Origin of the sequence: Bordetella muralis (assembly GCF_965139205.1) — a bacterium.
Classification (GTDB): domain Bacteria; phylum Pseudomonadota; class Gammaproteobacteria; order Burkholderiales; family Burkholderiaceae_B; genus Bordetella_A; species Bordetella_A muralis.
In genome coordinates, this window is the sequence record NZ_CBCSIU010000001.1 from 777,204 (window position 1) to 799,622 (window position 22,419).

General features: G+C 58.3%; 21 protein-coding genes. 6 read left to right on the top strand and 15 right to left on the bottom strand.

What is annotated here, in order from left to right; translation table 11 throughout:
- Positions 1–6: 6 nt before the first annotated feature.
- The 7 genes from ACNA0I_RS03555 to ACNA0I_RS03585 form a co-directional block, all read right to left on the bottom strand.
- A complete protein-coding gene (locus ACNA0I_RS03555; protein ID WP_415804670.1) occupies positions 7–1,248 on the bottom strand; it encodes an aspartate aminotransferase family protein in 1,242 nt (413 codons plus the stop codon).
- A gap of 22 nt (positions 1,249–1,270) precedes the next feature.
- Positions 1,271–2,779, bottom strand: coding sequence for a M81 family metallopeptidase (locus tag ACNA0I_RS03560; RefSeq protein ID WP_415804671.1), 1,509 nt, complete (start codon positions 2,777–2,779; stop codon positions 1,271–1,273).
- A 15-nt stretch (positions 2,780–2,794) separates the two neighbouring features.
- The gene (locus ACNA0I_RS03565) at positions 2,795–3,772 is read right to left on the bottom strand and encodes a Bug family tripartite tricarboxylate transporter substrate binding protein (protein ID WP_415804672.1); all 978 of its coding nucleotides are present in this window, start codon (positions 3,770–3,772) and stop codon (positions 2,795–2,797) included.
- 234 nt (positions 3,773–4,006) lie between these two features.
- Positions 4,007–4,585 (bottom strand): cupin domain-containing protein, encoded by a 579-nt coding sequence (locus ACNA0I_RS03570; RefSeq protein WP_415804673.1) that lies wholly within the window; start codon positions 4,583–4,585, stop codon positions 4,007–4,009.
- Between the two features lie 192 nt (positions 4,586–4,777).
- Positions 4,778–5,563 carry a fumarylacetoacetate hydrolase family protein gene (locus tag ACNA0I_RS03575; protein WP_415804674.1) on the bottom strand — a complete coding sequence of 262 codons (786 nt, stop codon included), beginning with the start codon at positions 5,561–5,563 and terminating at the stop codon, positions 4,778–4,780.
- A 98-nt stretch (positions 5,564–5,661) separates the two neighbouring features.
- On the bottom strand, positions 5,662–6,633 hold the full coding sequence (locus tag ACNA0I_RS03580; protein ID WP_415804675.1) for a helix-turn-helix transcriptional regulator: 972 nt from the start codon (positions 6,631–6,633) through the stop codon (positions 5,662–5,664).
- Between the two features lie 144 nt (positions 6,634–6,777).
- Positions 6,778–8,085 carry an MFS transporter gene (locus ACNA0I_RS03585; RefSeq protein ID WP_415804676.1) on the bottom strand — a complete coding sequence of 436 codons (1,308 nt, stop codon included), beginning with the start codon at positions 8,083–8,085 and terminating at the stop codon, positions 6,778–6,780.
- A gap of 298 nt (positions 8,086–8,383) precedes the next feature.
- On the opposite strand from ACNA0I_RS03585, the gene ACNA0I_RS03590 reads away from it, so the two are divergent.
- The 4 genes from ACNA0I_RS03590 (at position 8,384) to ACNA0I_RS03605 (ending at position 11,515) form a co-directional block, all read left to right on the top strand.
- The gene (locus tag ACNA0I_RS03590; RefSeq protein ID WP_415804677.1) at positions 8,384–9,688 is read left to right on the top strand and encodes an MFS transporter; all 1,305 of its coding nucleotides are present in this window, start codon (positions 8,384–8,386) and stop codon (positions 9,686–9,688) included.
- Between the two features lie 191 nt (positions 9,689–9,879).
- Positions 9,880–10,113, top strand: a complete 234-nt coding sequence (locus ACNA0I_RS03595; RefSeq protein ID WP_415804678.1) for a type II toxin-antitoxin system Phd/YefM family antitoxin — start codon at positions 9,880–9,882, stop codon at positions 10,111–10,113.
- Positions 10,114–10,116: 3 nt separating this feature from the next.
- The gene (locus ACNA0I_RS03600; protein WP_415804679.1) at positions 10,117–10,524 is read left to right on the top strand and encodes a PIN domain-containing protein; all 408 of its coding nucleotides are present in this window, start codon (positions 10,117–10,119) and stop codon (positions 10,522–10,524) included.
- Between the two features lie 22 nt (positions 10,525–10,546).
- Positions 10,547–11,515 carry a LysR substrate-binding domain-containing protein gene (locus ACNA0I_RS03605; RefSeq protein ID WP_415804680.1) on the top strand — a complete coding sequence of 323 codons (969 nt, stop codon included), beginning with the start codon at positions 10,547–10,549 and terminating at the stop codon, positions 11,513–11,515.
- A gap of 77 nt (positions 11,516–11,592) precedes the next feature.
- Here ACNA0I_RS03605 and ACNA0I_RS03610 read toward each other — a convergent pair whose 3' ends face one another.
- From ACNA0I_RS03610 to glmS, 3 genes are all read right to left on the bottom strand, one after another.
- Positions 11,593–12,570, bottom strand: coding sequence for an alpha/beta hydrolase (locus ACNA0I_RS03610; RefSeq protein ID WP_415804681.1), 978 nt, complete (start codon positions 12,568–12,570; stop codon positions 11,593–11,595).
- Positions 12,557–13,573, bottom strand: a complete 1,017-nt coding sequence (locus tag ACNA0I_RS03615) for a Bug family tripartite tricarboxylate transporter substrate binding protein (protein ID WP_415804682.1) — start codon at positions 13,571–13,573, stop codon at positions 12,557–12,559. The genes ACNA0I_RS03610 and ACNA0I_RS03615 overlap by 14 nt, the downstream gene beginning before the upstream one ends.
- Before the next feature lie 435 nt (positions 13,574–14,008).
- Positions 14,009–15,841, bottom strand: coding sequence for a glutamine--fructose-6-phosphate transaminase (isomerizing) (glmS, locus tag ACNA0I_RS03620; protein ID WP_415804683.1), 1,833 nt, complete (start codon positions 15,839–15,841; stop codon positions 14,009–14,011).
- A gap of 151 nt (positions 15,842–15,992) precedes the next feature.
- On the opposite strand from glmS, the gene ACNA0I_RS03625 reads away from it, so the two are divergent.
- Positions 15,993–16,484 carry an Lrp/AsnC family transcriptional regulator gene (locus ACNA0I_RS03625; protein ID WP_415804684.1) on the top strand — a complete coding sequence of 164 codons (492 nt, stop codon included), beginning with the start codon at positions 15,993–15,995 and terminating at the stop codon, positions 16,482–16,484.
- A gap of 6 nt (positions 16,485–16,490) precedes the next feature.
- On the opposite strand, the gene ACNA0I_RS03630 is transcribed toward ACNA0I_RS03625, so the two are convergent.
- The 5 genes from ACNA0I_RS03630 to ACNA0I_RS03650 all read right to left on the bottom strand — a co-directional run bounded on the left by ACNA0I_RS03630 (position 16,491) and on the right by ACNA0I_RS03650 (position 21,987).
- Complete coding sequence (locus ACNA0I_RS03630) at positions 16,491–17,558, bottom strand: glycosyltransferase family 4 protein (protein WP_415804685.1); 1,068 nt, start codon at positions 17,556–17,558, stop codon at positions 16,491–16,493.
- 70 nt (positions 17,559–17,628) lie between these two features.
- Positions 17,629–19,032, bottom strand: coding sequence for an MFS transporter (locus tag ACNA0I_RS03635; protein WP_415804686.1), 1,404 nt, complete (start codon positions 19,030–19,032; stop codon positions 17,629–17,631).
- The gene (gene glmU, locus ACNA0I_RS03640) at positions 19,029–20,402 is read right to left on the bottom strand and encodes a bifunctional UDP-N-acetylglucosamine diphosphorylase/glucosamine-1-phosphate N-acetyltransferase GlmU (RefSeq protein WP_415804687.1); all 1,374 of its coding nucleotides are present in this window, start codon (positions 20,400–20,402) and stop codon (positions 19,029–19,031) included. The genes ACNA0I_RS03635 and glmU overlap by 4 nt, the downstream gene beginning before the upstream one ends.
- Before the next feature lie 64 nt (positions 20,403–20,466).
- Positions 20,467–21,216 (bottom strand): PhaM family polyhydroxyalkanoate granule multifunctional regulatory protein, encoded by a 750-nt coding sequence (locus ACNA0I_RS03645; protein WP_415804688.1) that lies wholly within the window; start codon positions 21,214–21,216, stop codon positions 20,467–20,469.
- A gap of 21 nt (positions 21,217–21,237) precedes the next feature.
- The gene (locus ACNA0I_RS03650) at positions 21,238–21,987 is read right to left on the bottom strand and encodes a glycine zipper 2TM domain-containing protein (RefSeq protein WP_415804689.1); all 750 of its coding nucleotides are present in this window, start codon (positions 21,985–21,987) and stop codon (positions 21,238–21,240) included.
- A gap of 124 nt (positions 21,988–22,111) precedes the next feature.
- On the opposite strand from ACNA0I_RS03650, the gene ACNA0I_RS03655 reads away from it, so the two are divergent.
- Complete coding sequence (locus ACNA0I_RS03655) at positions 22,112–22,333, top strand: DUF3717 domain-containing protein (protein WP_094819496.1); 222 nt, start codon at positions 22,112–22,114, stop codon at positions 22,331–22,333.
- Positions 22,334–22,419: the final 86 nt, after the last annotated feature.

Genomic DNA, 22,419 nt, shown 5'->3' on the forward strand with positions numbered 1-22,419 from the left:
GCCTCATTATTTTATCTGTTGGCTCAATTCCTCCGCGGCGTTCTCGAACGATTTCAGCATCTGCTCCACGACTGCATCGTCGTGTGAAAACGAGAGATACAGGCGGCCGTATGCCGACGGCATCATCAGCAGCCCATGCCTGCGTAATGCCAGATGAAGGCCGTTCGAAAAGGGACTGTCTGCCGTCGTGGATGCCAGCTGATAGTTTTCCGGGACTCGCGGCCCAGGCCAGATGCTGAAAACCGTTCCGAAGCCAGAGGTCCCAATGTCGATTCCTTTCTCCCGAAAAGAAGTCTCCAACGCTGTTCGCAGGCCTTCTCCACGACGATTGAGTTCGACGTAGTCTTTCTGTCCAAGCGCGGAAAGGGTGGCTATCAACGCTGCGCATGCAAGAGGATTTCCACTATACGTTCCACCTCTTGCCACTCTGCCCTCCTCAAAAGGAGCAAGAATATGCGGCTTACCCACGACGCCAGCCACTGGTACGCCGGTGCCAATCGCTTTTCCGACCGTCGCAATATCGGGATCCAGTCCCCAAAGATGGGAGGTCAGTCCCGCGTGCAAGCGAAATCCCATGAGCACCTCATCGCTGATCAACAGCGCTCCGTGTTTTCGCGCGACGTCTTGTACCTTTTGAAGGTATCCAGGCTTGGGCAGGATGCATCCCGCATTTGCCAACATCGGTTCGTACAGAATGGCGGCGATATCATGACGTTCACGAAAGAGCTGCTCGAGATCGGCTTCGTCGTTGAATCGCAGCACAGTGGTCCGGCCCGTCAGGGGGCGCTGTCCCGCCGTAAACACCGCCTCCTGCGTGCCGACATTTGCCAGCGTGATCTCGTCAAACCAGCCATCGAATCCCGCCGCCATCTTCGCGATGACAGGCTTGCCCGTATAGGCGCGAGCGGCGCGACAGGCCAGGTGTACCGCTTCGCTGCCCGAATTCGTGAACATCACCTTACTCAAGGCACCTGTGTAATTGGCGAGCATGGTCGCAGCGGGGTGCTCACGCGTATGCGCAAATGACGGGGCGGCGCCTGAATGCAGTGCCGCGGATACTGCCTCCACAACGGTTGAGGGAGAATGCCCAAGCAGAATCGCGCCAAAGCCCAGCGCGGTATCGACATAGCGTTTTCCGGCCTTGTCCCAGACGTATGGCCCTTCTGCGCGGGAGATGAATAGTTTCTCGCCGTCGAGATCAGGTAGGATGCGCGCGCTGCTGGATACGTCGCCGATCAGGTTTTTCATCAGTGAGGGAGCCGGGATTGAGTCAATGGGAAGGGCGCTGCGGAGGTGTCCAGGTCATGACCTCAGGTGCAAAAGAAATGGGGTCTACCGGATAAATAGGTCGCGCCAACGAGAATGGCAGCCGCTCCGGATGGAATCCGCTATAGCCCGGCGTCTCGATACACAGGCATGGGCCGAACACGTCGAAGGCAAGCTTGAAGTGATACCCGGATTTCGTCACGATGACGTCGGCCGAATCCAGATCTATTCCCACGTCCAGGTAGCAGCCGGGGTCCTGGGACATCACAGCCTCTCTCGTAATGAGCAGCTGATAACGGTCGCTTTCCAGCACGGCATAGGGCCCAAGCCGCATAGTGGCCCCTCGCATGAACTTGCCACGATTGCGGTAGGCCCCGTCTCCCAGTCTGGAGATTCGTCCGCGAGCGATCATCGGCGTGCAGTCGGGCGAAAGACGGCCTCCGACTGAGATCTCCACGTCTGCACCCTCGCCGTAGCCAACGCACGCCTCGTAGGCGACGGGATCAGTCACTACGGCAACCACCCGCTTTCTGGAATGAGCAAGCACGCTTTCCAAGAGGTACACGCTATCGCCTGGAGCGCCGGCCAGCACGCGATCGCCGAAATCGCCTAGCGTGAGCTTTTCAGTACTGCCCTCGTGGGCCCGAAGAACCTCTTCGAGCCCAGGCAAGGTGTGCTGAAACAGGTCTCTGGCGTCCCAGAGACCTTGGGCCAAATCCCGAGCTAGCGTACTAGCTTGATCGATACTGCCCGGCTGAGCATACACGAGCACACTCTGCCCTACCCCTTTACCGTCAATGAACGGATTTACATTGAACAGGGATGCGTCAATCAAGCCAACATTTTCCAGAATAGAATCTCTGGCCTGCCGATGAAGGATAGCCAATGGACCATGCGTGGTTTCATCGTTTCCTCTGGTCAGCATCGGCACATGTGCATAAGCGGCGCGTGGCGTTGATGTGCCATCGAGAATTTTCAGCAATTCTTTCGCGACGCGCTCGCCTGTATCCCCTGCATCACCGTGGGGATTAGTTTTATATGCTGAGCAAAACGTCAAGAGCCTCAACATCTGAGGAATGGCGTTCGCATGCAGATCGAAGCCTGCCACAATAGGCATGTCGTGCCCCACGACCTCGCGCAACGCGCTCAAGAGATCCAGCTCTGCACTATCCAGACTTTCTGTTTGCGTGCAACCGTGCAGACATAATGCGATCGCATCGAAGCCCTTGTTTTTTGCGCCGGCGAGAATGACTTCCTTGATATATCGATAGCTGTCTTCCTCCACGCGCCCACCCGGCCGCGCACGAGCCGCCAGCGTTGGAATCACTTCACAGTGGTTCGAGGCGAAGACGCGCAACATTCCACCCAATACGGAATCAGCATCGCGATTCGCGCTTAACATTTCTGCCCCATGCTCGAACTCAAAAGCAGACATCGGCGTCAACACGGGAGTAAAGCCGTGCGTCTCCTGGAAAAGCTGTGCGACGAGAATGCGGTAGGCGCGATGTTTCATGGGTCGATGAAATGATTAGTGAAGGACGATATTTGCGCGCTTGGCAGTTGCTCGTTGCTTCTCAATTTCCTCTTTTAATTGAGCAGCGAATGCTTCGGGCCGGTTTCCCACGGGAACTGCAGAGAATCCGCCAAGACGTGTCTTGACCTCTTGCGTGGCGAGCGCTTGTTTCGTGGCCTGATAGATCTGCTCTACGATCTCCGGCGGGGTTCCCGCAGGGGCGACCAAACCAAACCACGAGGCGTCATTCAACTCGGGAACGCCCGCCTCCTTGAAAGTCGGCACATTGGGGATAGAGGAGACTCGCTCAGGCGCGGCAACCGCCAACGCCTGCAGGTCGCCACTCAAGATGTATGGCAACGAGGACGGCAGGTTGTCGAAGACTGCTGTAATCTGCCCGCCCAATGCATCCTGCAGCGCAGGCGCTGATCCTTTATACGGGACGTGCAGCATGTCTGTTTTGGTCGTCAGTTTGAACAGTTCTCCCATCATGTTCGCCTCGGATCCAGAACCCGCAGAGCCATAGGTATACCGCCCGGGATGGGCTTGGACAGCCTTGATGAAGCTCGAGAGATCGTCCACCTTTAGTGACTTGCTTACCGTCAGCACATTGGGGACGGAGGCTAGGCGGGTAATAGGCGCCAAGTCGCGCTCAACGTTATAAGAGATATCGCTGTACACAACGGGGGTGACGGCGTGCGAGCTGACCGTTGCAATGCCCAGCGTGTATCCATCCGCGGGCGCCCGGATCACATACTCCGTGCCGATACGGCCGGCCGCGCCGCTACGGTTCTCCACCACTACGGGTTGACCCAGGATTTTCCCCAACGGATCCGCCACCGCGCGTGCCACCACATCGGTCGTTCCTCCTGGTGGAAACGGTACGATGAGTCGAATGGGCTTGGACGGGAAATCAGCCTGGGCCAATGATGCCGTCAATGGCGCAGCAAGCATCACGATTGCAATAGCCGCAGTAAACGGACGAATACTCATGCGCTTTCCCCAAGAAGGCGGTTGAGACAGACTGACTGCACGACACCGCCGAGTTATAGGTATTTTCCTGGCCAGACTCGCCATGGAGAATGAACTGTCAGGAATGTGCACTATAGAAAAGTGCCAAGGGGATGTCGCTGGGGAAACTACGGATCGTCAAGTATTTCGACCACACACATGCAATTTGACGGCGGGAATGGCCGACCATGTTGAGTGGTCATTCACCAAACATCGCTAGTATGTGGGCGGGGTCACCGCACTGACAATCTGGCTCTCGCCCTCGTCCACATTCCTGAATCGGTGGGGCCGCCTGCTGTCAAAATAGTATCCATCGCCAACGCGGAGGATTTGCACTTCTTCGCCAACGGTCAGCTCGATCGCTCCTCGAGTCACCACGCCAGCCTCTTGAGCCGAATGGGAAAAAGCATCGCCGGACTCTCCGCCAGGGGCGTAGGTTTCATGCAGCATCAGGAGATCACGATTGGGATGGTTGATCCCCAGCATTCGATACGAAACCCTTCCCACTTTTCCTATCTCGACAAAGTCTTCTGCTCGATAAAAGGGAGAATAGGCCGTCATGCTTTGAATTTCGGAGAAGAAGCCCACCAGCGTCGTTCCGAGCGCATCCAGAATGGCACTCAACGTGTCCACGGACGGACTGATCTTGTCTCGCTCTATCAACGAGATCGAAGAATGCGAAACGCCGGAGCGGCTGGCCAATTCGCGTACGCCCAGGTCACGCCGGCGACGAAGTTCGCGAAGCTTTACACCAATTTTTGACACGATTCGGCTCCATGGTGAATAGACGATCACCCGATGCCCTGGAGCCCGCCGGGATGCATTCAGCGGGCGCCTGGCAGCACAGGTTCACATGACGGTGTGCAACATACCTGGAAATTATATTCACCACACCAGTGCCATGGCTCTGTAAGCGGCTGTGAGGAATGCAGAGCCGCTATCGTATGCTTGCGCCGTATTCACCCTGACGCTGCGGCGCCCACTGATTCAGACGACCTTGAGCGAAATATCCGGCAGACCATCAATATGCGCGACCATGACATCGCCGCGCACGACCGGACCTACGTTTTCGGGTGTGCCCGAATAAATCAGGTCTCCGGCCTTCAATTCGACGGCTTCGGACAGCTTGCTGATCTGCTCGGCCACACTCCAGATCATTTGATTAAGATTGGCGCTCTGCTTGACTACGCCATTTACGGATAGCGTGATCGCCCCCTTTTCAAGTTGGCCGGTTTGTGCCACGCGATGGATGGGTCCGATGGGCGCTGATAGATCAAAGGACTTGCCGATCTCCCACGGTTTCCTCTGGTCCTTCATGTCGCTCTGCAAATCTCGCCGGGTCATATCCAAGCCAACGGCATAGCCATAGACATGCTGCAGCGCCTGCTCGACAGGAATGTTGCGGCCACCACTCTGCAGTGCCGCCACCAGTTCCACCTCGTAGTGATAGTTGCGCGTGAGGCTGGGGTATGGATGATCCACGGTCTGGCCGGGCGGCACGACCTGCACCGCGTCACTGGGCTTTTGAAAGAAGAACGGCGGTTCGCGCGTAGGATCCGATCCCATTTCACGTGCATGCGCCGCGTAGTTGCGGCCTATGCAGTAGATGCGATGAACGGGGAAGACTTCGTCGCTGCCAGCGATCGGAACGGAGGGTTGCGGTACGGTGAAGGGGGTACGCTGGGCAGACGTAGCGGCTACGCTGGCGCAACCTGCTGTCAATACACCGCCAATGGATGCGGTAGATATCATCAAGGCGTCTCGTCGATTCATGTAGCAGTCTCCTCAGGTGATAGTTATCGTCCCGAGTGTAGATTCATGTGCCGTTCAAAAACCGGACAATTCCGCGCAAGACTTGGACATAACCTCGACTAACCCAGTGCTTGCCTCTGTGCGTCTCGCCATGCGCGAGGACTCGTTCCATACCATTGGCGAAAGCGCCGCGCGAAATAGGCCTCGTCAGTGAAACCGCACCGCCGAGCAACCTCACTGATGCGTTGACTGGTTGTGAGTAAAAGCTCCTGTGCGAGTGCCAATCGCCGTTCGGTGAGCAAGTCGGTGAATGTCTTGCCAGTTTCCTTTTTAATAAGGTGAGCGAGATAGTTCGGCGACAGGCTCGCGGCCTGGGCAGCATCAGCTAGCGTGGGCTCTTGCGCGAGCTCGTCGCGCAGATAACGCAGAACGCGCGCTAACGCAGCACGGCGGCTGCTCTGTTGGGCATGTGTGTTGGCCAGAGCGCGCAGTTCGCTTTCCCACTGCTGGCATGTCAGTGCGAGCAATTGCAGCAGGCAGCCGCGGATGCGCGCGAGCGACGCCAGGCGGCGCGTGATGTTCTCGTGTTGCATGATCGCGATGAGCCCGAGCACCTCGTTGAAGGTGGCTTCGTCGAATGTGAAATCCAAATGTTCCTGAAACTGAAATGGAGCCAACTCAGGCGCGACAGTGAGTGGCACATCTTCCAGGTCCAACGGATCCACATCCAGATCTGGCCGCAAGAAGCGCTGGCTGAAGTTGATCACCAACCAGCGCGCACCGGGCGGATGCGGCACCACATGCATGCGATGCGGCAACACGAAGCTCAGCGTTCGCGCGATGAACGGCCGCGTGATGCTGCCCACGTGGTGCCGTGAATCTCCAGCGAGGTTTACCTGGATCTGGAAATACTCATGCTTGTGCGGCTGTGTGAGTGGCGCACGCAGGCTCTGGTCTCGAATATCGAAGTCAAGATGGTTTGACCGCTCCACCATCGCATAGGTGTGCACGGTGGTGTGGGTTCCGTGATTCGAAGCGGGCCGCCCCTGGCCTGGACGAGAATTGCTGGATTTGCGAGACAGGGCAATCATGGCAACTCGTTCGAGGTGGCAATGGCAGGATTGTAGTGGTTTCGGTTGCCAACTGCGTACTATCTCGCGGCGGGATTGCTGATGCCCCCACCCCGCACTGAAGCCGGCGGGGCTTGCGGTGCATCGAGTCAGACAACTCCTTTCTTAATGATTGTCGATATGCGTCTCGTGTGCCCGCTCTTTAATCATGAAAGCGGAAATCACACCGAGTACGACACCAAACATCACGTAATACGCAGGCGACATGGCTGAACCCGTCGCGCGAATCAGCCAAGTCACAATGAATTGCGCAAAGCCGCCGAAGACCATGACCGCAATGTTGTACGCCATGGACATACCGGCCGAACGGACGTTGGCAGGGAACAGTTCTGCCATGACCGTCGAGAAAACGCCAAAGAACGCTGAAACAAACAAACTGATGATTAGCTGAACGGTCAGCAGTTTCCCGATGCTGGGTTCTGCAACCAACCATGCATAAAGCGGATAGAGGATGACCAGATAGCCGAGCAACGACGTGATCAGTAGCGGACGCCGCCCTATGCGATCCGACAAAGCCCCCATGAACGGCATCAACACCACCATGAGGGCGGCGCCTGCCATCTGAACCAAGAACGTGTCATGCAGTGGAAGTTTCAGCGTGACCGTGGAAAAAGTGATGAGGTAGGTGAACGTGATGTAGATGGAAACCGTGCAAGTCACCACCAGTCCCATGCCTGTCAGCGTTTCGCGAGCATGGGTGCGAAGCATCTCCATCAAGCCCATTTCTTTGACGGTGCCGGCGGCTTTGGCAGCCACCAGACGCTTGAAGGTCTCCGGCTCGTCGACATGGCGGCGGATATAGATCGCGACAGGAACGATCAGAAGCCCAAAAGCAAACGGGATACGCCAGGCCCACGCCATGAGCTCTTCTTGGCTAAAAATATCAGTGATAAGCGTCCCGACCATAGCGCCAAGCAGCAGCGCAATCATCTGTCCGGTCATCTGCCAAGAGCCGTAGAAGCCGCGCTTGCCAGGCGGCGCCAATTCAATCAGCAAGGCCGTCGAGGTGCCGAACTCGCCGCCCGCTGCGAATCCTTGCAGCAAGCGGGCGATGACGATCAACAACGGGGCGAGAATCCCGACCGCAGCATAGGTTGGCGCCAATGTAATGACGGCAATGGCCACGGCCATCAATCCCGTCACGGTAACCATCGCCGCTTTTCTGCCCTTGCGGTCGCCATAGATGCCCAGCACGATGCCGCCGACAGGCCTCATGAAAAAGCCGACGCCAAATACCGCCGTCGTCAGCAGAATCTGGTTGATGCTGTCGTCGGGATTGGCTGGATTGCTGGGGAAAAACAGCTTTGCAACAATAGGTGTCATAAAGGCAAAGACCAGGAAGTCATACCATTCCAGGGCATTGCCGATCACTGCTGCAAGAATACTTCTTTTAGGGACTTTGTTTTCGCTCAAGAACTGCTCCACGCTATCGAAAGGCAGGCTGGATTATTACCTATACCGCACAATGGGATCTTTAAATTGCTGATGCAGACGTGTTTTAACAAGAAATGAATTGCCCCGGGTTCGAACAAGCCGGGGCAATTCAACCGCTGACGCAACGTCTCACGCCACTGAGGCAGCCTCTTGACAGTAAAAACCCGGAGCGATGCCTACGAGCCCCATATCTAGCCTCATTCCAATACAAGTTAACTTTCAAGTTCGATAGCAAAAAACAGAGCGATTAATAAAAATCCCTGTGAAAACATGTCGCGTGCATCGTTTTTTTCTGCTGCACTCGATATCGACCACACCAACAAGACAAGTAATGGATCACAGACATCGTCTATTTCGGCACTTTGCTTTTTCCAATGTTTGCGCGCAGTCGGCGGAGCAGGTCGGATTGGCAACGGCCCCCATGGTGGCTGTCTATCTGTTTTCTGCAACAGCTAGCGAAACAGCTTTTCTTCAAATGGTGCAGAGCGCACCTTTTTTATTACTTGCAATTCCCTCAGGGATCTTAGCTGATCGACTTCCTCGCCGTTCCATGTTGATGAATGCAGAGATGCTCCGGGCATCCTGCTTTGCGATCATCCTCGTACTGTTGATCAATGAGTCACTGGACATGATTTCTTTAGCAGTATTGAGTTTCATCGGCGCTGCGGGGACTGTCGCTTACAACGTTACCGTCCCCGGAACTACTCCCTTGCTCGTGTCCCGTCAAAATCTGGCTGTCGCCAATAGTCGCTTAGAGTTGGCCAGGAGTGTGGCGTTTACAGCCGGTCCGAGTATAGCGGGGCTAATCTACGCAGCTGTCGGCGGAGCTCCATCCTATGCGATTGCACTTATCTTATCGCTTAGCGCAATTGGTTGGATCATCAGGATCCCAATAGCAACACCTTCCTCTTCAAAGCGAAATCTATATTTGGAATTGAAAGAAGGTTTCACTTTCACTTTTGGGAACATCCACCTTCGACCGGTCCTATTCACCGCCGTCATGTTCAATACATCATGGTTCATACTGCAAGCATCGTTTGTGCCCTATGCTGCGTCCCACCTCAATATGGACGCGGCTGCCGTTGGAACGGCCATGGCCGTATATGGCATCGGTATGATATGCGGCGCATTAGTTACACCACGACTCGGCAGGATTCTGACATTTGGCAATCTCGTCGTTTTGGGGCCGGTGGGCGGAGTCATTGGGGCCGCATTGATGGCTACGTCTGTATGGCTGCCGACAGAGCTAACCATTTGGGCTAGCTTCTTCTTTTTCGGATTCGGTCCGGTTATTTGGGCGGCTACCACGGCGACACTGCGACAAGCAGTTACTTCACAAGCATTGATCGGCCGCGTGTCCGCCGTAATAACGACATTCACGTTTGGCGCACGCCCCATTGGTGCGCTGATCGCAGCCGGCATTGCAGCTTGGTATGGGCCCGCGGCATGTGTAATAGCTGCATTAGTAGGTTTCGCCATTCAGTTGGCAATTATTTTGCCTTCCACAGTCAGCAAACTGGCAGAAATCCCGGTGCAGAAGGTGCCTGATGGAGGGCCTATGCAATCCGTCCGATCATTCTAAGGTCCAGGGGCTCATACAAAACCATCGCTGTCGGACAATGCGCCTGAAGCAGCACGCGGAAGCCCCATTCATGCGAGACAGGCTAGTGAATCCCATGCCTCTCGGATGTATTTCGCTGATCGGGAAGTACCTTTGCGGCGACCCAAATCGCAGATATAATGACCATATGGTCATTATATCAGGAGACCACCATGAAAAGCATCACCGTCGTCGAAGCAAAGGCCAGATTCTCCACCTTTCTCGCTGAGGTCGAAGCTGGCGAAGAGATTGCTGTCACCAGGCACGGCAAGATCATTGCACGCCTCGTGCCACAGCCTCCACGCATGGCCATAGAGGCCTTCCGTCCCCTGTGGGACGACGCATCGGAGGACCTCCAGGCTCCGGCAGACCTCCCGACCGATGATGTTATCTCGCTCGACGACTGAAGCATGGCCAAATTCTATCTGCTGGATACCAATATCCTTATTGCCGCATTGAAGCGGAACCCACTTGTCATCGAACAGTTGCAACGGATTCCCGAAGACAGCTTGCGGCTCTCCACCGTCGTACTGGGTGAACTTTATTTTGAGGCGGAGAAAAGCCAATTCGTCGAACGCAATCGCGCCAAGATGGACTCTTTAGTCCATCGTTTTATCCAAGTAGGGGTGGATCAGATCACGGCGGATTGTTACGGCAGAATCCGCGCTGCCTTGGAGAAACAAGGCACACCCATCGGGGCCAATGACCTCTGGATCGCCGCCCAAGCTCTCAGCATTGATGCAACGCTAGTCACTGACAACCAGCGTGAGTTTGATCGCGTTACCGGCCTCACGCTGGAAAATTGGCTGCATAGTTGACGTCTGCTCTCATGCCTAGCCTATGTACCCTGCAAACCGTCACCGTCCGTCTTTCTCTCTGACCACTCTACACGTGTTCGTGGCGGTTGCGCGCCTGGGCAGCTTCACACGCGCGGCAGAGTCAGTTCATCTCACACAAAGCGCGGTGAGCAAACACATCGGTCTGCTGGAGTCACAACTGGGCGTGCCACTGTTGACCCGCTCGGGCGGCGTAACCCTTACCGAAGCAGGCCAACAGTTCCTGGAAGCCATCGAACCCCCGCTGGATCAGATCACCCGCGCAGCGCAGCGCATCGCCCAACCGCATACTGAGCAGACCGTCATCAGCTTGCTGGCACCGCCCGCCGTGCTGCAATATTGGCTGATAGCATTACTACCGCGCTTTGAACTCGAGCACCCCGATATAGACCTGCGGCTCACGCCGCGTCTATTGAGCGCTCGGTCGCCCCGCTTGGACCTGGATGCGGAGATCCGTTTTGGCGCTGGCATCGGTCAGGGCGTTTGGGCGCGCTATCTGTTCGGCCGCGAGATGTGCGTGGTCGCCAGCCCCGCGCTGCTGGAGCGACAGGCACTGCGCACGCCCGCCGATCTCGCGCATATGCGCCGCTTTAGTCACACGCTCTACCCCTCCGCATGGTCGGAATGGGCTTTAGCGATGAACGCCGGTTTCACGCCCACCCAAGATGGTCAGTTCTACGACCACTATTCGGTAATGATCGAAGCCATTCAGGCGCAACTGGGTATCGGCATCGTGCCCAGGCTGCTGGTGCGTAAGGTGCTGGCCAACGGCGAACTGGTTGCACCTTTCGATGAAGTGATGTTGGGCAGCAGCGGTTACTACTTGGTACTGCGAGATGGCTCCGGCGGCGCAGCCGGCGCGCTGCGCCAAGTGGGAGATTGGCTTAAGGCGCGCGCTGACGAGTTAGCCAGCGAATGGCTAAAAAACGTGACGACGAGGGTGCACTACAGCGCCAGCAACGCAAGGCGGTGAGCACAGTATCCCGACCTCGTTCTCGGGATACTGTGCGACTCGAAAATGTGCTTAGTGTACCGATCTGAGCAGTATGGCTAGACCAGCGCTAGCAATTCGACGCACGCTTGCCTCACGTGCGCGCGAGCCTGGGCGCTAGCTGTGAGCATACGCGCAAAACCATGTGGCATAGCCGCCGCGCGCAGCAGAACCACTTTGAGCCCACCTTCGGCAAGCCGGTGCGCATAGGCTTCGCCTTCATCGCGCAGAATATCGCAGGCAGCGGTCATGATGACAGCCGGAGGCAGAGATGCCGGCCGCGTCCAGAGATCGAGATGCAAGCGCGGATCGTCCGCATGTTTGTGCGGATCACCGATGTAGGCATCCCAGAAGTGGCGCATTGTGGCGGCCGACAATCCGGGGCCGCGGTCGAACTCGCGCAGACTAGGCGTATCCGCATGCCTGTGCACAGGCGGATAGAACAGCAGCAAACGATCAATGGCAGGACCGCCCTGATAGCTGGCTTGCATGGCGCAGCCCAGAGCCAGGTGCGCGCCGGCGCTATCACCGCCAAGCGCCAGCGGCGCCTGCGGGTCGGCGCCGAACAATCCACCATGTTTTGACAGCCAGCGCACCGCCTCCCAGCCATCGTCCAACGGCGCCGGAAAGGGATTCTCCGGCGCGCGACGGTAATGCACGCTCGCCACGACGTAACCCATTTCCAGGGCCAGTTGTGCACACAGCGCATCGTGGGTCGCCACACTGCCCACCATCCAGCCGCCACCATGAAAATACACCATCAGCCGACGACGAGTGGCCTGCGCACCTGGCGGTAGATACAGCCGCACGGGAATCTCACGGCCCGCCGCACCAATATAGGTGTCGCGACGGGCAACGCCCGTATCCGGCTGCGACGGTAAGGCCAGCGCAATTAGCTCACTCACGTGCCGGCGACGCTGCGTATCATCCAGACCGCTATCGATCAGACTTGCGTCCAGGTTGCTTACTTTTTGCAGAAAGGCATGCAGTTCGGCATCAAGGCCACCCGCAGAAACGCACATGCTATTGGTTGTCACGAATATTCCTACTTTCCACGATGGTGGCCCATTTCTTGGTTTCGTCAGCCACAAAACTGCCAAACTGAGATCCGAGAGGGCCACCGACTGTGACCCCCTCGCTGGAAAAACGCTTGCGCAAAGATTCATCCTGCAGCGCCCGCCCTAACACGGCCGCCATCTGCTGAGTAGTTGCCGGCTCGATGCCTGCCGGTGCAAACATGCCAAACCAGTTAATCACTTCAAAGCCCTCTACACCACTTTCCATCACTGTCGGCACGTCCGGCAACGCCGAGTTGCGCTGCGCACCGGTCACGGCTAAGGGCTTGTACTTACCCGAACGCACCAACGGTAAGGCCGAACTGGGGTTCTCGAAGATACCCGACACTAGCCCGCTGACCACATCGGCAGTATGCGCCGAACCACCCTTGTAGGGCACATGCGTAATGGGCACGCCAGTCGACGACGCCAACAGCTCCATGGACATATGACTGAGCGTGCCACGTCCACCGGAGGCCAGCGTAATAACCTCGCCCTTCTTGGCGGCCTGCACCAGATCGCCAACGTTCTGATAGGGCTTGTCGGCGGCCGTCACCAGCAGCAAAGGATTGGACACGACCAGGCCGACAGGTACAAAGTCGCGGACCGTGTCATACGGCAGATTGTCGAACAAGGCATTGTTGACGGCAAAGCCGCCACCGGCCAGCAACAGGACGTACGCATCCCCTTTGGCACGGGCAACATATTCCGTACCAATGCGCGTATCAGCGCCAGGCTTGTTCTCGACGACGAAAGGCTGGCCGGTCTGCTCGGCCATCTTTTGCGCGGCCGAGCGCGCAGCGATATCGGCAATGCCGCCGGGTGCGTAGGGAACCACAAGGCGTACGGGCTTGGACGGCCATTCTGATAGCGCGGCCGCCGCGACAGGCGAAAGGCCGAAACACGCCAAACTCAGAAATACGGCTGCCAGGCTCGCCCATGGACGTTGCGTACGAGTGGCCTGGCTGGTGGGATACAGCTTCATGGTGTTCTCCTCCGATACCTGATTTTGCTTTTTTGATGAGCCTTCACTATGTCATGAAGATCGGTAGACGGAGATGAAAAGTGCACATGCTCATTCCGAATTGGAATGCCCATATATGCGAATAATATGAAGCGGGATGCCGCCTTGAAGGATCTGGCTTCGGCTCGCACAGAGGTTGAGTTGAGTGTCGCCGCTGGCAGCGTTAAGAAACACACCGCCGGCAGCGAGCGTGTCGCCGTCACACGTGCGGGCGCACTTGAGCGAGCCCACCGGACCGGGGAGCGAAGAGAACCGGTGGCCGCACTACTCGCAACCGGCGAAACCGGAAAGAAAGCGTTTTTCGATGCACTACGTACAGCCCACTGACAACAGCGGCGAGTCGCTTCCGTTCCGATAAACTGCAACTGAGGTCGATATCGCTCACGCAGCAGCTCGTCACTCCACCGTCACACTCTTGGCCAAGTTGCGCGGTTTATCCACATCTGTCCCACGCGCGCATGCCGTGTGATACGACAGCAACTGCAGCGGGATCGTATGCAGGATCGGCGACAACACGCCATAGTGTTCCGGTATACGGATCACGTGCATGCCTTCGGCGTTGGCAATACGGCTGTCGGCATCGGCGAACACATACAGCTCACCGCCGCGTGCGCGGACTTCTTGCATGTTGGATTTCAGTTTTTCCAGCAAGGCATCGCGCGGGGCAATGGTCACGACGGGCATGTGTTCGGTGACCAATGCCAGCGGGCCGTGCTTGAGTTCGCCAGCAGGATAAGCCTCGGCGTGGATGTAGCTGATTTCTTTCAGCTTCAGCGCGCCTTCCAAAGCGATCGGATAATGCATCCCGCGCCCGAGGAACAAGGCGTTTTCCTTGGTCGCAAAGCGATCGGCCCAGGCCATGATCTGCGGCTCGAGCGCCAGTACTGAACCGATTGCGACAGGCAAGTGGCGCAATGCCTTCAGATGCTCGGCTTCTTGCTCGGCATTCAGGGTGCCGCGCACCTGGGCCAGGGCCAGCGTGAGCAGGAACAAGGCGGTCAATTGTGTAGTGAACGCCTTGGTCGATGCGACGCCGATCTCGACACCGGCACGCGTGATGTACGACAGCTTGCATTCACGCACCATGGCACTGGTAGCCACGTTGCAAATGGTCAGCGTGTGCTCCATGCCCAGCGACCGGGCGTGTTTCAACGCGGCCAGCGTGTCGGCGGTCTCGCCGGATTGCGAGATGGTGACGACCAGCGAACGCGGGTTGGGCACGCTGTCGCGATAGCGATACTCGCTGGCGATCTCGACGGCGACGGGAATCTTTGCGACGGATTCGATCCAGTATTTGGCGGTCAAGCCGGCGTAGTAGCTGGTGCCGCACGCCAGGATGAGCAGCGAATCGATGTCTTTGAAAACCTTGTACGCCTCGTCGCCGAATAGCTCAGGCGTGATGGTCTCGATGTCTTGCAAGGTATCGCCCACCGCGCGCGGCTGTTCGAAGATCTCTTTTTGCATGTAGTGGCGATAGGGACCGAGCTCGGCAGCGCCAGTGTGTACCTGCACGGTATGAACTTTGCGTTCTACGGGCTTGCCTTCGGTGTCGGTGATCCAGACGCGCGACAGTTGCAGGTCGACGACGTCGCCGTCTTCCAGATAGATGATCTGATCGGTAGTGCCGGCCAGCGCCAAGGCATCAGAGGCGAGGAAATTTTCGTTCTGGCCTACGCCAACGACCAAGGGCGAACCCTGGCGTGCGCCGACCACGCGGTGCGGTTCGTCACGGCAGAACACGGCGATCGCATAGGCGCCCTGAAGGCGGCGGACAGCCTGCTGCACGCTGTCGAACAGATCGCCGTTGTACAGGTGATTGACCAGGTGAGCGATGACCTCGGTGTCGGTCTGGCTTTCGAAAACATAGCCAGCGGCCTGCAGCTCGGCGCGCAGTTCATCGTGGTTTTCGATGATGCCGTTGTGTACGAGTGCGATGCGCGGCTCATCGTTGCCGAGATGGGAAAAGTGCGGGTGAGCGTTATGCGTGGCGGGCACGCCATGGGTGGCCCAGCGGGTGTGTGCGATGCCGGTGAAGCCGGACAGTTTGTCCTGGGCGATCTGGTCGCCCAGCTCAGCAACGCGCTGCGTGCTGCGCGTACGGCGCAGATGTCCGTCCATGTACAGCGCGACGCCGCAGGAATCGTAGCCACGGTATTCGAGCCGCTTCAGGCCCTCGACCAGGATGGGGGTAATGTCGCGTTGAGCGACGGCGCCAACGATGCCGCACATAAGGTGGATCTCCAATAATTTGGGTATGGGGCAGATTGTGCGCCGGATGGAGTGAAATTTGATTTCCTTATTTGATTACCTATGAAATCTTATTTTCTTACTTAAACGTGATTAAATATATTTTCGTTTAATCCATATTTATGAAATAAAAATGCAAGACAATGACCCCCTCCCGCTGGAATTGGATGATTTGGATCGTCGCATCCTGAATCAGCTGCAGCAGGACAGCGCGCTGACGAACCAGGAGTTGGCGGCGCGGGTGCATGCATCGCCACCGACCTGCCTGCGCCGGGTGCGGCGATTGGTGGAATCGGGAGTGATCGCACGGCAGGTGGCCATCCTGGCGCCGGAAAAGCTGGGCAGCAGTTTGACGGCGATTGTGGAGATCACGCTGGATGTGCAGGCGGCAGAAAGTCTGAATGCGTTTGAACGCAGCCTGATGGATGAACCGGCCGTACAGCAATGCTATCGGGTATCGACAGGTCCGGATTTTGTCGTGATCGTGCAAGTGCGGGATATGCCCGCCTATCATGCGCTAGTGCATCGGGCGTTCACGGCACAAGCGAATGTGCGTAACGTGCGCACGTTTTTTTCAGTGCATCGGGCAAAATTCGAAACACGAGTCGAAGTGCCCGATGCATAGCATCGATCAGACTCGGCGTGAGGCCAGCAGTTTGTTGAACTGCGCGAGGTAGCGCCGTCCCATCTCGGTGACGTCATGCTCGGTGCGCACATAATCGTAGGCGCGTTGGGTGCAGTCGGCGCGAAAGGCCGCATCATCCAGACAACGGGCCATGCCTTGCGCCATGCCTTGCATGTCTCCCACCGCGCACAACACGCCACGGCCATCTGCGAGGCTTTCTTTCAGGCCACCGGCGTCGGTTGAGACCACAGGCACACGCTGCAGAAAGGCGTCGAGCACGCTGCTGCCCAGCGCCTCTTCGAGGGAGCTCATGACAAACACGTCAAAGATGCTGTAGTAGTCTTCGATGCCTTTACGAAAGCCGGCAAAGAGATAGATATCTTGTAATCCGAGTGCCTCAACCTCTGCCCGGGCCTGCACCTCGCGATCACCTCCCGCGCCAAAGTGCACAAAAACAAAGTCGCTACGCGTGCGGGCCAACTCGCCGACCGCACGGATCAGCGTGATGGGATCTTTGTCATGAATGAGCGCGGCTGAGGTCGCCAAGACCTTTTTGCCCTGCAGGCCCAGCTCGGCAACCAAGCGCCCGACGTTGCCGGTATCGATGGTGTGCGGCTCGACCGCGCTGCGGATGATGACGGGATGCAAACCGAGACGGCGCGGCTCGGCAGCGGCCATTTCGCTGATGGCGACAAAACAGTCGACACGCCGCCACTTGGCGCCGGTTTTCCATTCTTCGTTGGGTTTGACCTCGAACGAGGTGCGGCGGGAAAACACAACGGGACAACGATGCAAGGCCTTGGTCAGCACCGCCCAGGTCACGGTGTTGGCCGTTTGCGCATGGATGATGTCGTAGCGGTGGCCGGCGCGTGCCAAATAGGCGAGTTGCGCAAATACGTTGTGTACGCCATGGGCGACGAAGCCGTCTTCGGCAGCACGTGCCTGCAGCGGCGCGCCCGCACGGCACAGCACCTCTACGTCGTGGCCCGCGGCGCGAAAGGCGCGCATGCAATAGAGCGTTTGACGTTCGCCGCCGCGCCAGCCTTTTTCAAAATTGAGTTGCAGGATTTTCATGCGCAACGTCTAAGGAAGCCTATATCGGCGCATTATAGGAGCACGACATGCGAGGGATGCTTTCGGGATTTCAATCTGTCCGAAGCTTGTTGGCTCGCACTGTGTTGACGCCTATCGCCAACGCCGCGCATACCGTTGCCAATATCAAGGCGACAGAAGGTCCGTGAGCACCACCCATACCAAAGGCGATAGCGACCAATGCCGTACCGAAACTCTGACCAAATACGCGTGTCGTCGCCTGCATACCGCCCGCAGCGCCGCTGCGTTGCCGCGGTGCCGAGGACAACATGGCCCGGTTATTGGGGGTCTGAAAAAAACCGAACCCCATGCCAGTAATGAACATCGCGACCATGATCCAGGTATTGCTCGCGCTGAGCGGCAAGAATGCCAGGGTGGCCAGTCCCAACATCATGGCCGCGGCCCCCGCGCCACTGAGCATCGCAGCGGAATAACGATCGGACATGCGGCCTGCCAAGGGCGCCACGATGGCGGTACCGACTGGCCACGCCCCCATCAACATGCCGACCTCTAAATAGGGTCGGCCCAGGACCTGTTGAAAATAAAACGGCAATGACACAAACGAGGCCATCTGGGCCGCAAAAGTACATGCCGACGCCGCTACCGCATAGGCAACGGATCGAATCCGCAACAGATCGATGGGCACCAAGGGCGCAGGTTGATGACTCACACGACGCACCAATATGCAGCCCGCCACAACCGCTACCGCGATGAGCAACACACCGCGCCAGGCGTTCTGGCCCAGCGTGTCCACACCGGAAATAAAGACGCCGAGCGTCAACATGCATAGCAAGGCACTGCGCCAATCGAGACGAATGTTGCTGCGAGGTACCTCGGGTAGATGCCGCAGGCCAAACATGACGCCGATGCAGATGGGAAGATTAATGGCAAAGATCCAGCGCCAGTGTGCGAGCTCGAGGATGACCGAGCCTATCGTGGGCCCCAGCACGGACATGACTGCCACAGCGGTCGCATTGATGCTGATACCGCGACCGAGCATGTGCAGCGGATAGATATTGCGCACCAACCCGCCGAACATGCACATCAGCGAAGCTGCGCCGATGCCCTGCACCACACGCGCAGCGGTTAATTGCCACAGCGACGTCGAGATCGCACCGCATAACGATGCGACGGTGAACAAGGCCAACCCGATCGAAAACATGCGCCGAAAGCCGATGCGCTCGGATAAGGCGGACAACGGCAGCAACAGCATCACCACTGCCAAGTTGTAGGCGTTGACCACCCACACCGCCTGCGAGGGCTGCGCCTGCAGGTCGACGGAAATGGTGGGCAGCGCCACATTGGCGATGGAGGTATCCAACACCGACAGGCTGATGCCCGTCAGGACCGTAGCGGCTGCCCAATATCGCCGCGGTGTCGGCAAGCCATCAGGCAACGCAGGACGAGGGCGAGGCTCTTCGCGAGGTTCCGGTTCCTCCGGTGCTGCGGCGCTCACGACTTTTTCTGGGGGCGCTGCCAGCCCTCGATCGTGCTCGGGCGCGCCCGTGGCGAGATGGTCAGTTTCCCTGCGGGTGCGTCGGTGGTCAACGTGGTGCCAGCGCCTAATGTGGCGCCACGGCCCACGCGCACCGGAGCAACCAGTTGGCTATCCGAACCGATAAAAGCATCGTCCTCGATGGTCGTGCGGAACTTGTTGGCACCGTCGTAGTTGCAGGTGATGACCCCTGCGCCAACGTTGACGCGAGCGCCGATATCGGCGTCACCGATATACGCCAAATGGTTGGCTTTGCTGTCCACGTCCAGCACGCTGTTTTTGATTTCGACAAAGTTGCCTACATGAGTGCGATCGCCCAACTGTGCGCCGGGACGCAGCCGGGCATAGGGGCCGATACGCGCGTCGCTGCCGACAACGGCTTGCTGAATATGGCTGAATGCCTCGATCTGCGTGCCGGCGCCCACAGAAACGTCACGCAATACGCAATGCGGGCCGACGCGCACGCCATCGGCCAATTCGACTTTGCCCTCGAATACGCAGCCCACATCGATGACCACGTCGCGTCCGCAGGTCAGCGAACCGCGCACGTCGAAACGTGCAGGGTCAGCGAGCGTCACACCCGCCTCGAGCAGACGACGGGCTTGTTCTTGCTGGTAACGGCGCTCCAGCTCGGCTTGCTGCACGCGACTGTTTACACCCAGCGTTTCCCAACCTGCAGCGGGCTGGGCAGCGCCCACCGGCACACCATCGGCGACAGCCAGGCCGACCACGTCGGTCAGGTAGTACTCGCCCTGAGCGTTGTTGTTGTCGATACGGCTGAGCCAGTCCTTGAGCTTGGCCGTGGGAGCTACCAGAATGCCGGTATTGACCTCGCGAATGGCGCGTTCAGCCTCGCTGGCGTCCTTGTGTTCGACGATGCGCGTGACCTGGCCCTGGTCGTTGCGCACGATACGGCCATAACCCGTCGCATCGTCCAGAATCTCGGTCAAGACGGCAGCACCCTCGCCGCGCGCGTCAAGCAAGCGGCGCAGTGTGTCGGGCTGCACCAACGGCACATCGCCGTATAGCACCAGCGTCACATCGTCTTTACCGTCTTCCTGCAGGAACGGAACTGCCTGCTGAACGGCATGGCCTGTGCCCTGTTGCGGCTGTTGCAAGGCAAAGCTGAGGTCTGCGCGGCCGTCGAATGCCCCACGGACACGGTCGGCGCCATGACCGACCACGATCGTAATGCGGCCGGGATTCAGTTGGCTGGCGCTATCGAGCACATGCTCGAGCATCGGTTTGCCCGCGAGGGGGTGCAAGACTTTGGGCAGATCGGACTGCATGCGTTTACCCAGTCCGGCGGCAAGAATAACGACATTTAGCATAGGAATTCAGGAAACAGCTTTAGGGCGACAAGCAACAGGCTCGCCGCGCGATTGAATGGAAAGGTTATGACTTCGGTGCGGCGGGCGCACGTTTGGCCGCGGCTTTGCGCGGCGCACGCTTGCGAGGAGCCGCAGGCGCAGCGGCTGGTGCAGAGTTCGCTTGCGCAGGAGGAGCCCCGGTCGCCGCTTCAGCTGCCGCTTGCATGGCGGCGGGATCGGGCATGCTGGAGGCCGTGGCTGTCGCGATCTGGTTGAATTGCTGCTGCAGCAGATTCCACCATGCTTGCGAGGCCTGATTCATCTGATCGGCCATGCTGGCAGTATCGGCACCAACGGATGGCGCCGGTCCCTCATCGCCAGAGGAAGCCGGTGCCTCGGCAGTTGACGGGCGGGGTTCGGAACGGGAGGACGCCCCCGTCGATGCCGGCGCAGGCTTAGCCGCACCCTGAGCAGGTTTCAGTCCCAGCACGATCTCCAGGGGAGATGGACCATTCCCGGTCGCGCCAGCCACAAAGGAGCGCAACGTTGTGATGGTGGAACGCTGAACCTCCATGCCTTGGATGGCGCTGCTCAACATTGACAGGTTCATGCGCAGCCAGCTTTCGACGGTACGCAGTTCGGCAATGCGGCGCTCGAGCTCCTCGAGATTCATCGGAGGGGCAATAGGCAACGATTGTGCCAAGCCCCCCGGGCCCGCCAGTCCCGCCCATGCCTTGCGCATCATCTCCATGCTGGCCAGCAACGGGTTACCCGAAAGGTCGTTGTCCTGCCCTAAACCAGGCAAAACAAAGGGATTGGTATTGGACTTGGACATGCAGTCTCCAGGAGGCGATGCTTAGCGTGGCAGCAGTTGGTCGTTTTCGACGCGGACGTGATCACCGGAGGCATAGGCAAACGGCTGCGAGCTGCGAAACGTACGCTTGCTGCCATTATCCATGCGCACCGTCAGCTCGTAGTGTGTCACGGTCTGTTGCTGTCTGATATTACGCTCGATTTCATGACCTGCCAAAGCGCCACCGACGGCGCCCAGCACGGTCAGAGCGTCTTTGCCGCTGCCCCCACCGAACTGATGGCCTACTACACCTCCGACGACACCGCCGGCGACGGTGCCCACCACGTTATAGCCCTCGTTTTTCTTGGGAACCTGGACGGTCCGTATGGTCTCCACCACGCCACAGTTCGCGCAAGTGGCAGAGGACACGGACGATTTGCCGGCCGCCGAGGTCTGAGAGGCAGACGATTTTGAGACGCTGGCGGACTTGGCTGGCGCGGGCGATGGGGCTTTGGTGCGGCCTTGCGCGGAAGCATCAGCCTGGGAGGCCGGGGGAGCAGTCTCCCCTTCGCCTACGACGCCTGATGAAGCGTCGGGGTCAGCCGAGGCCTGCTGCGCCTCGGCCTCGGCCTGGACTTGAGCTTCGTGCACAGGCGTCTGGCCGGTAGGCTCTGCCCCGGGTGTGGGAATCCAACCCAGCAAAGAGGCCACTGCGACTGTGGACAACACGATGACCGACACGGCGGCGGTAGCTACCAACGGGTGCAAACGGCGACGCGGCGTTTCGCCCGGCGTAGGAACTTGGGTATTCATAATGTGCCTCCATCGACAACACGGCCCGTTATATAGCATCTGGCCGCAGTATCGGCGTGTTGCTATCGTGACGCTTTGCAAACCGTGGCGGACTTCTCACGCGTCGTTCTGGGACAATACCAGCATGAATACGCCCATCTCATTGCCCGACCTCGAGCAGGCCATCAATTATTGGCGCAACCGGCTGCCCTCGCAAGGCGAGGAGGCCCGCCTATGTGCCGAGGCTGCCGCCCTGGCGACGCCTTACGCGTTGATGATCATGGGACATCAGCGCGAGATCACGCCGGCCGAGTTGACGCCTGCGGCGCTGGCCGCGTACCAGGCGTGGCGCGCAGCGCATGGGTGAAAAGGGCATTGCCCGGTGTAGCGTCCGCGACGGTTTATCTCAGAAAAGCGAATTTATTGATATATTTGATTTCGCTTTTTTCCCAC

Excerpts from the sequence above, each read along its gene's own strand:
- ACNA0I_RS03555 (WP_415804670.1), bottom strand. The coding sequence starts at position 1,248 with ATGAAAAACCTGATCGGCGACGTATCCAGCAGCGCGCGCATCCTACCT.
- ACNA0I_RS03560 (WP_415804671.1), bottom strand. The coding sequence starts at position 2,779 with ATGAAACATCGCGCCTACCGCATTCTCGTCGCACAGCTTTTCCAGGAG.
- ACNA0I_RS03565 (WP_415804672.1), bottom strand. The coding sequence starts at position 3,772 with ATGAGTATTCGTCCGTTTACTGCGGCTATTGCAATCGTGATGCTTGCT.
- ACNA0I_RS03575 (WP_415804674.1), bottom strand. The coding sequence starts at position 5,563 with ATGAATCGACGAGACGCCTTGATGATATCTACCGCATCCATTGGCGGT.
- ACNA0I_RS03580 (WP_415804675.1), bottom strand. The coding sequence starts at position 6,633 with ATGATTGCCCTGTCTCGCAAATCCAGCAATTCTCGTCCAGGCCAGGGG.
- ACNA0I_RS03595 (WP_415804678.1), top strand. The coding sequence starts at position 9,880 with ATGAAAAGCATCACCGTCGTCGAAGCAAAGGCCAGATTCTCCACCTTT.
- ACNA0I_RS03600 (WP_415804679.1), top strand. The coding sequence starts at position 10,117 with ATGGCCAAATTCTATCTGCTGGATACCAATATCCTTATTGCCGCATTG.
- ACNA0I_RS03605 (WP_415804680.1), top strand. The coding sequence starts at position 10,547 with ATGTACCCTGCAAACCGTCACCGTCCGTCTTTCTCTCTGACCACTCTA.
- ACNA0I_RS03615 (WP_415804682.1), bottom strand. The coding sequence starts at position 13,573 with ATGAAGCTGTATCCCACCAGCCAGGCCACTCGTACGCAACGTCCATGG.
- glmS (WP_415804683.1), bottom strand. The coding sequence starts at position 15,841 with ATGTGCGGCATCGTTGGCGCCGTCGCTCAACGCGACATTACCCCCATC.
- ACNA0I_RS03625 (WP_415804684.1), top strand. The coding sequence starts at position 15,993 with ATGCAAGACAATGACCCCCTCCCGCTGGAATTGGATGATTTGGATCGT.
- ACNA0I_RS03630 (WP_415804685.1), bottom strand. The coding sequence starts at position 17,558 with ATGAAAATCCTGCAACTCAATTTTGAAAAAGGCTGGCGCGGCGGCGAA.
- glmU (WP_415804687.1), bottom strand. The coding sequence starts at position 20,402 with ATGCTAAATGTCGTTATTCTTGCCGCCGGACTGGGTAAACGCATGCAG.
- ACNA0I_RS03645 (WP_415804688.1), bottom strand. The coding sequence starts at position 21,216 with ATGTCCAAGTCCAATACCAATCCCTTTGTTTTGCCTGGTTTAGGGCAG.
- ACNA0I_RS03650 (WP_415804689.1), bottom strand. The coding sequence starts at position 21,987 with ATGAATACCCAAGTTCCTACGCCGGGCGAAACGCCGCGTCGCCGTTTG.
- ACNA0I_RS03655 (WP_094819496.1), top strand. The coding sequence starts at position 22,112 with ATGAATACGCCCATCTCATTGCCCGACCTCGAGCAGGCCATCAATTAT.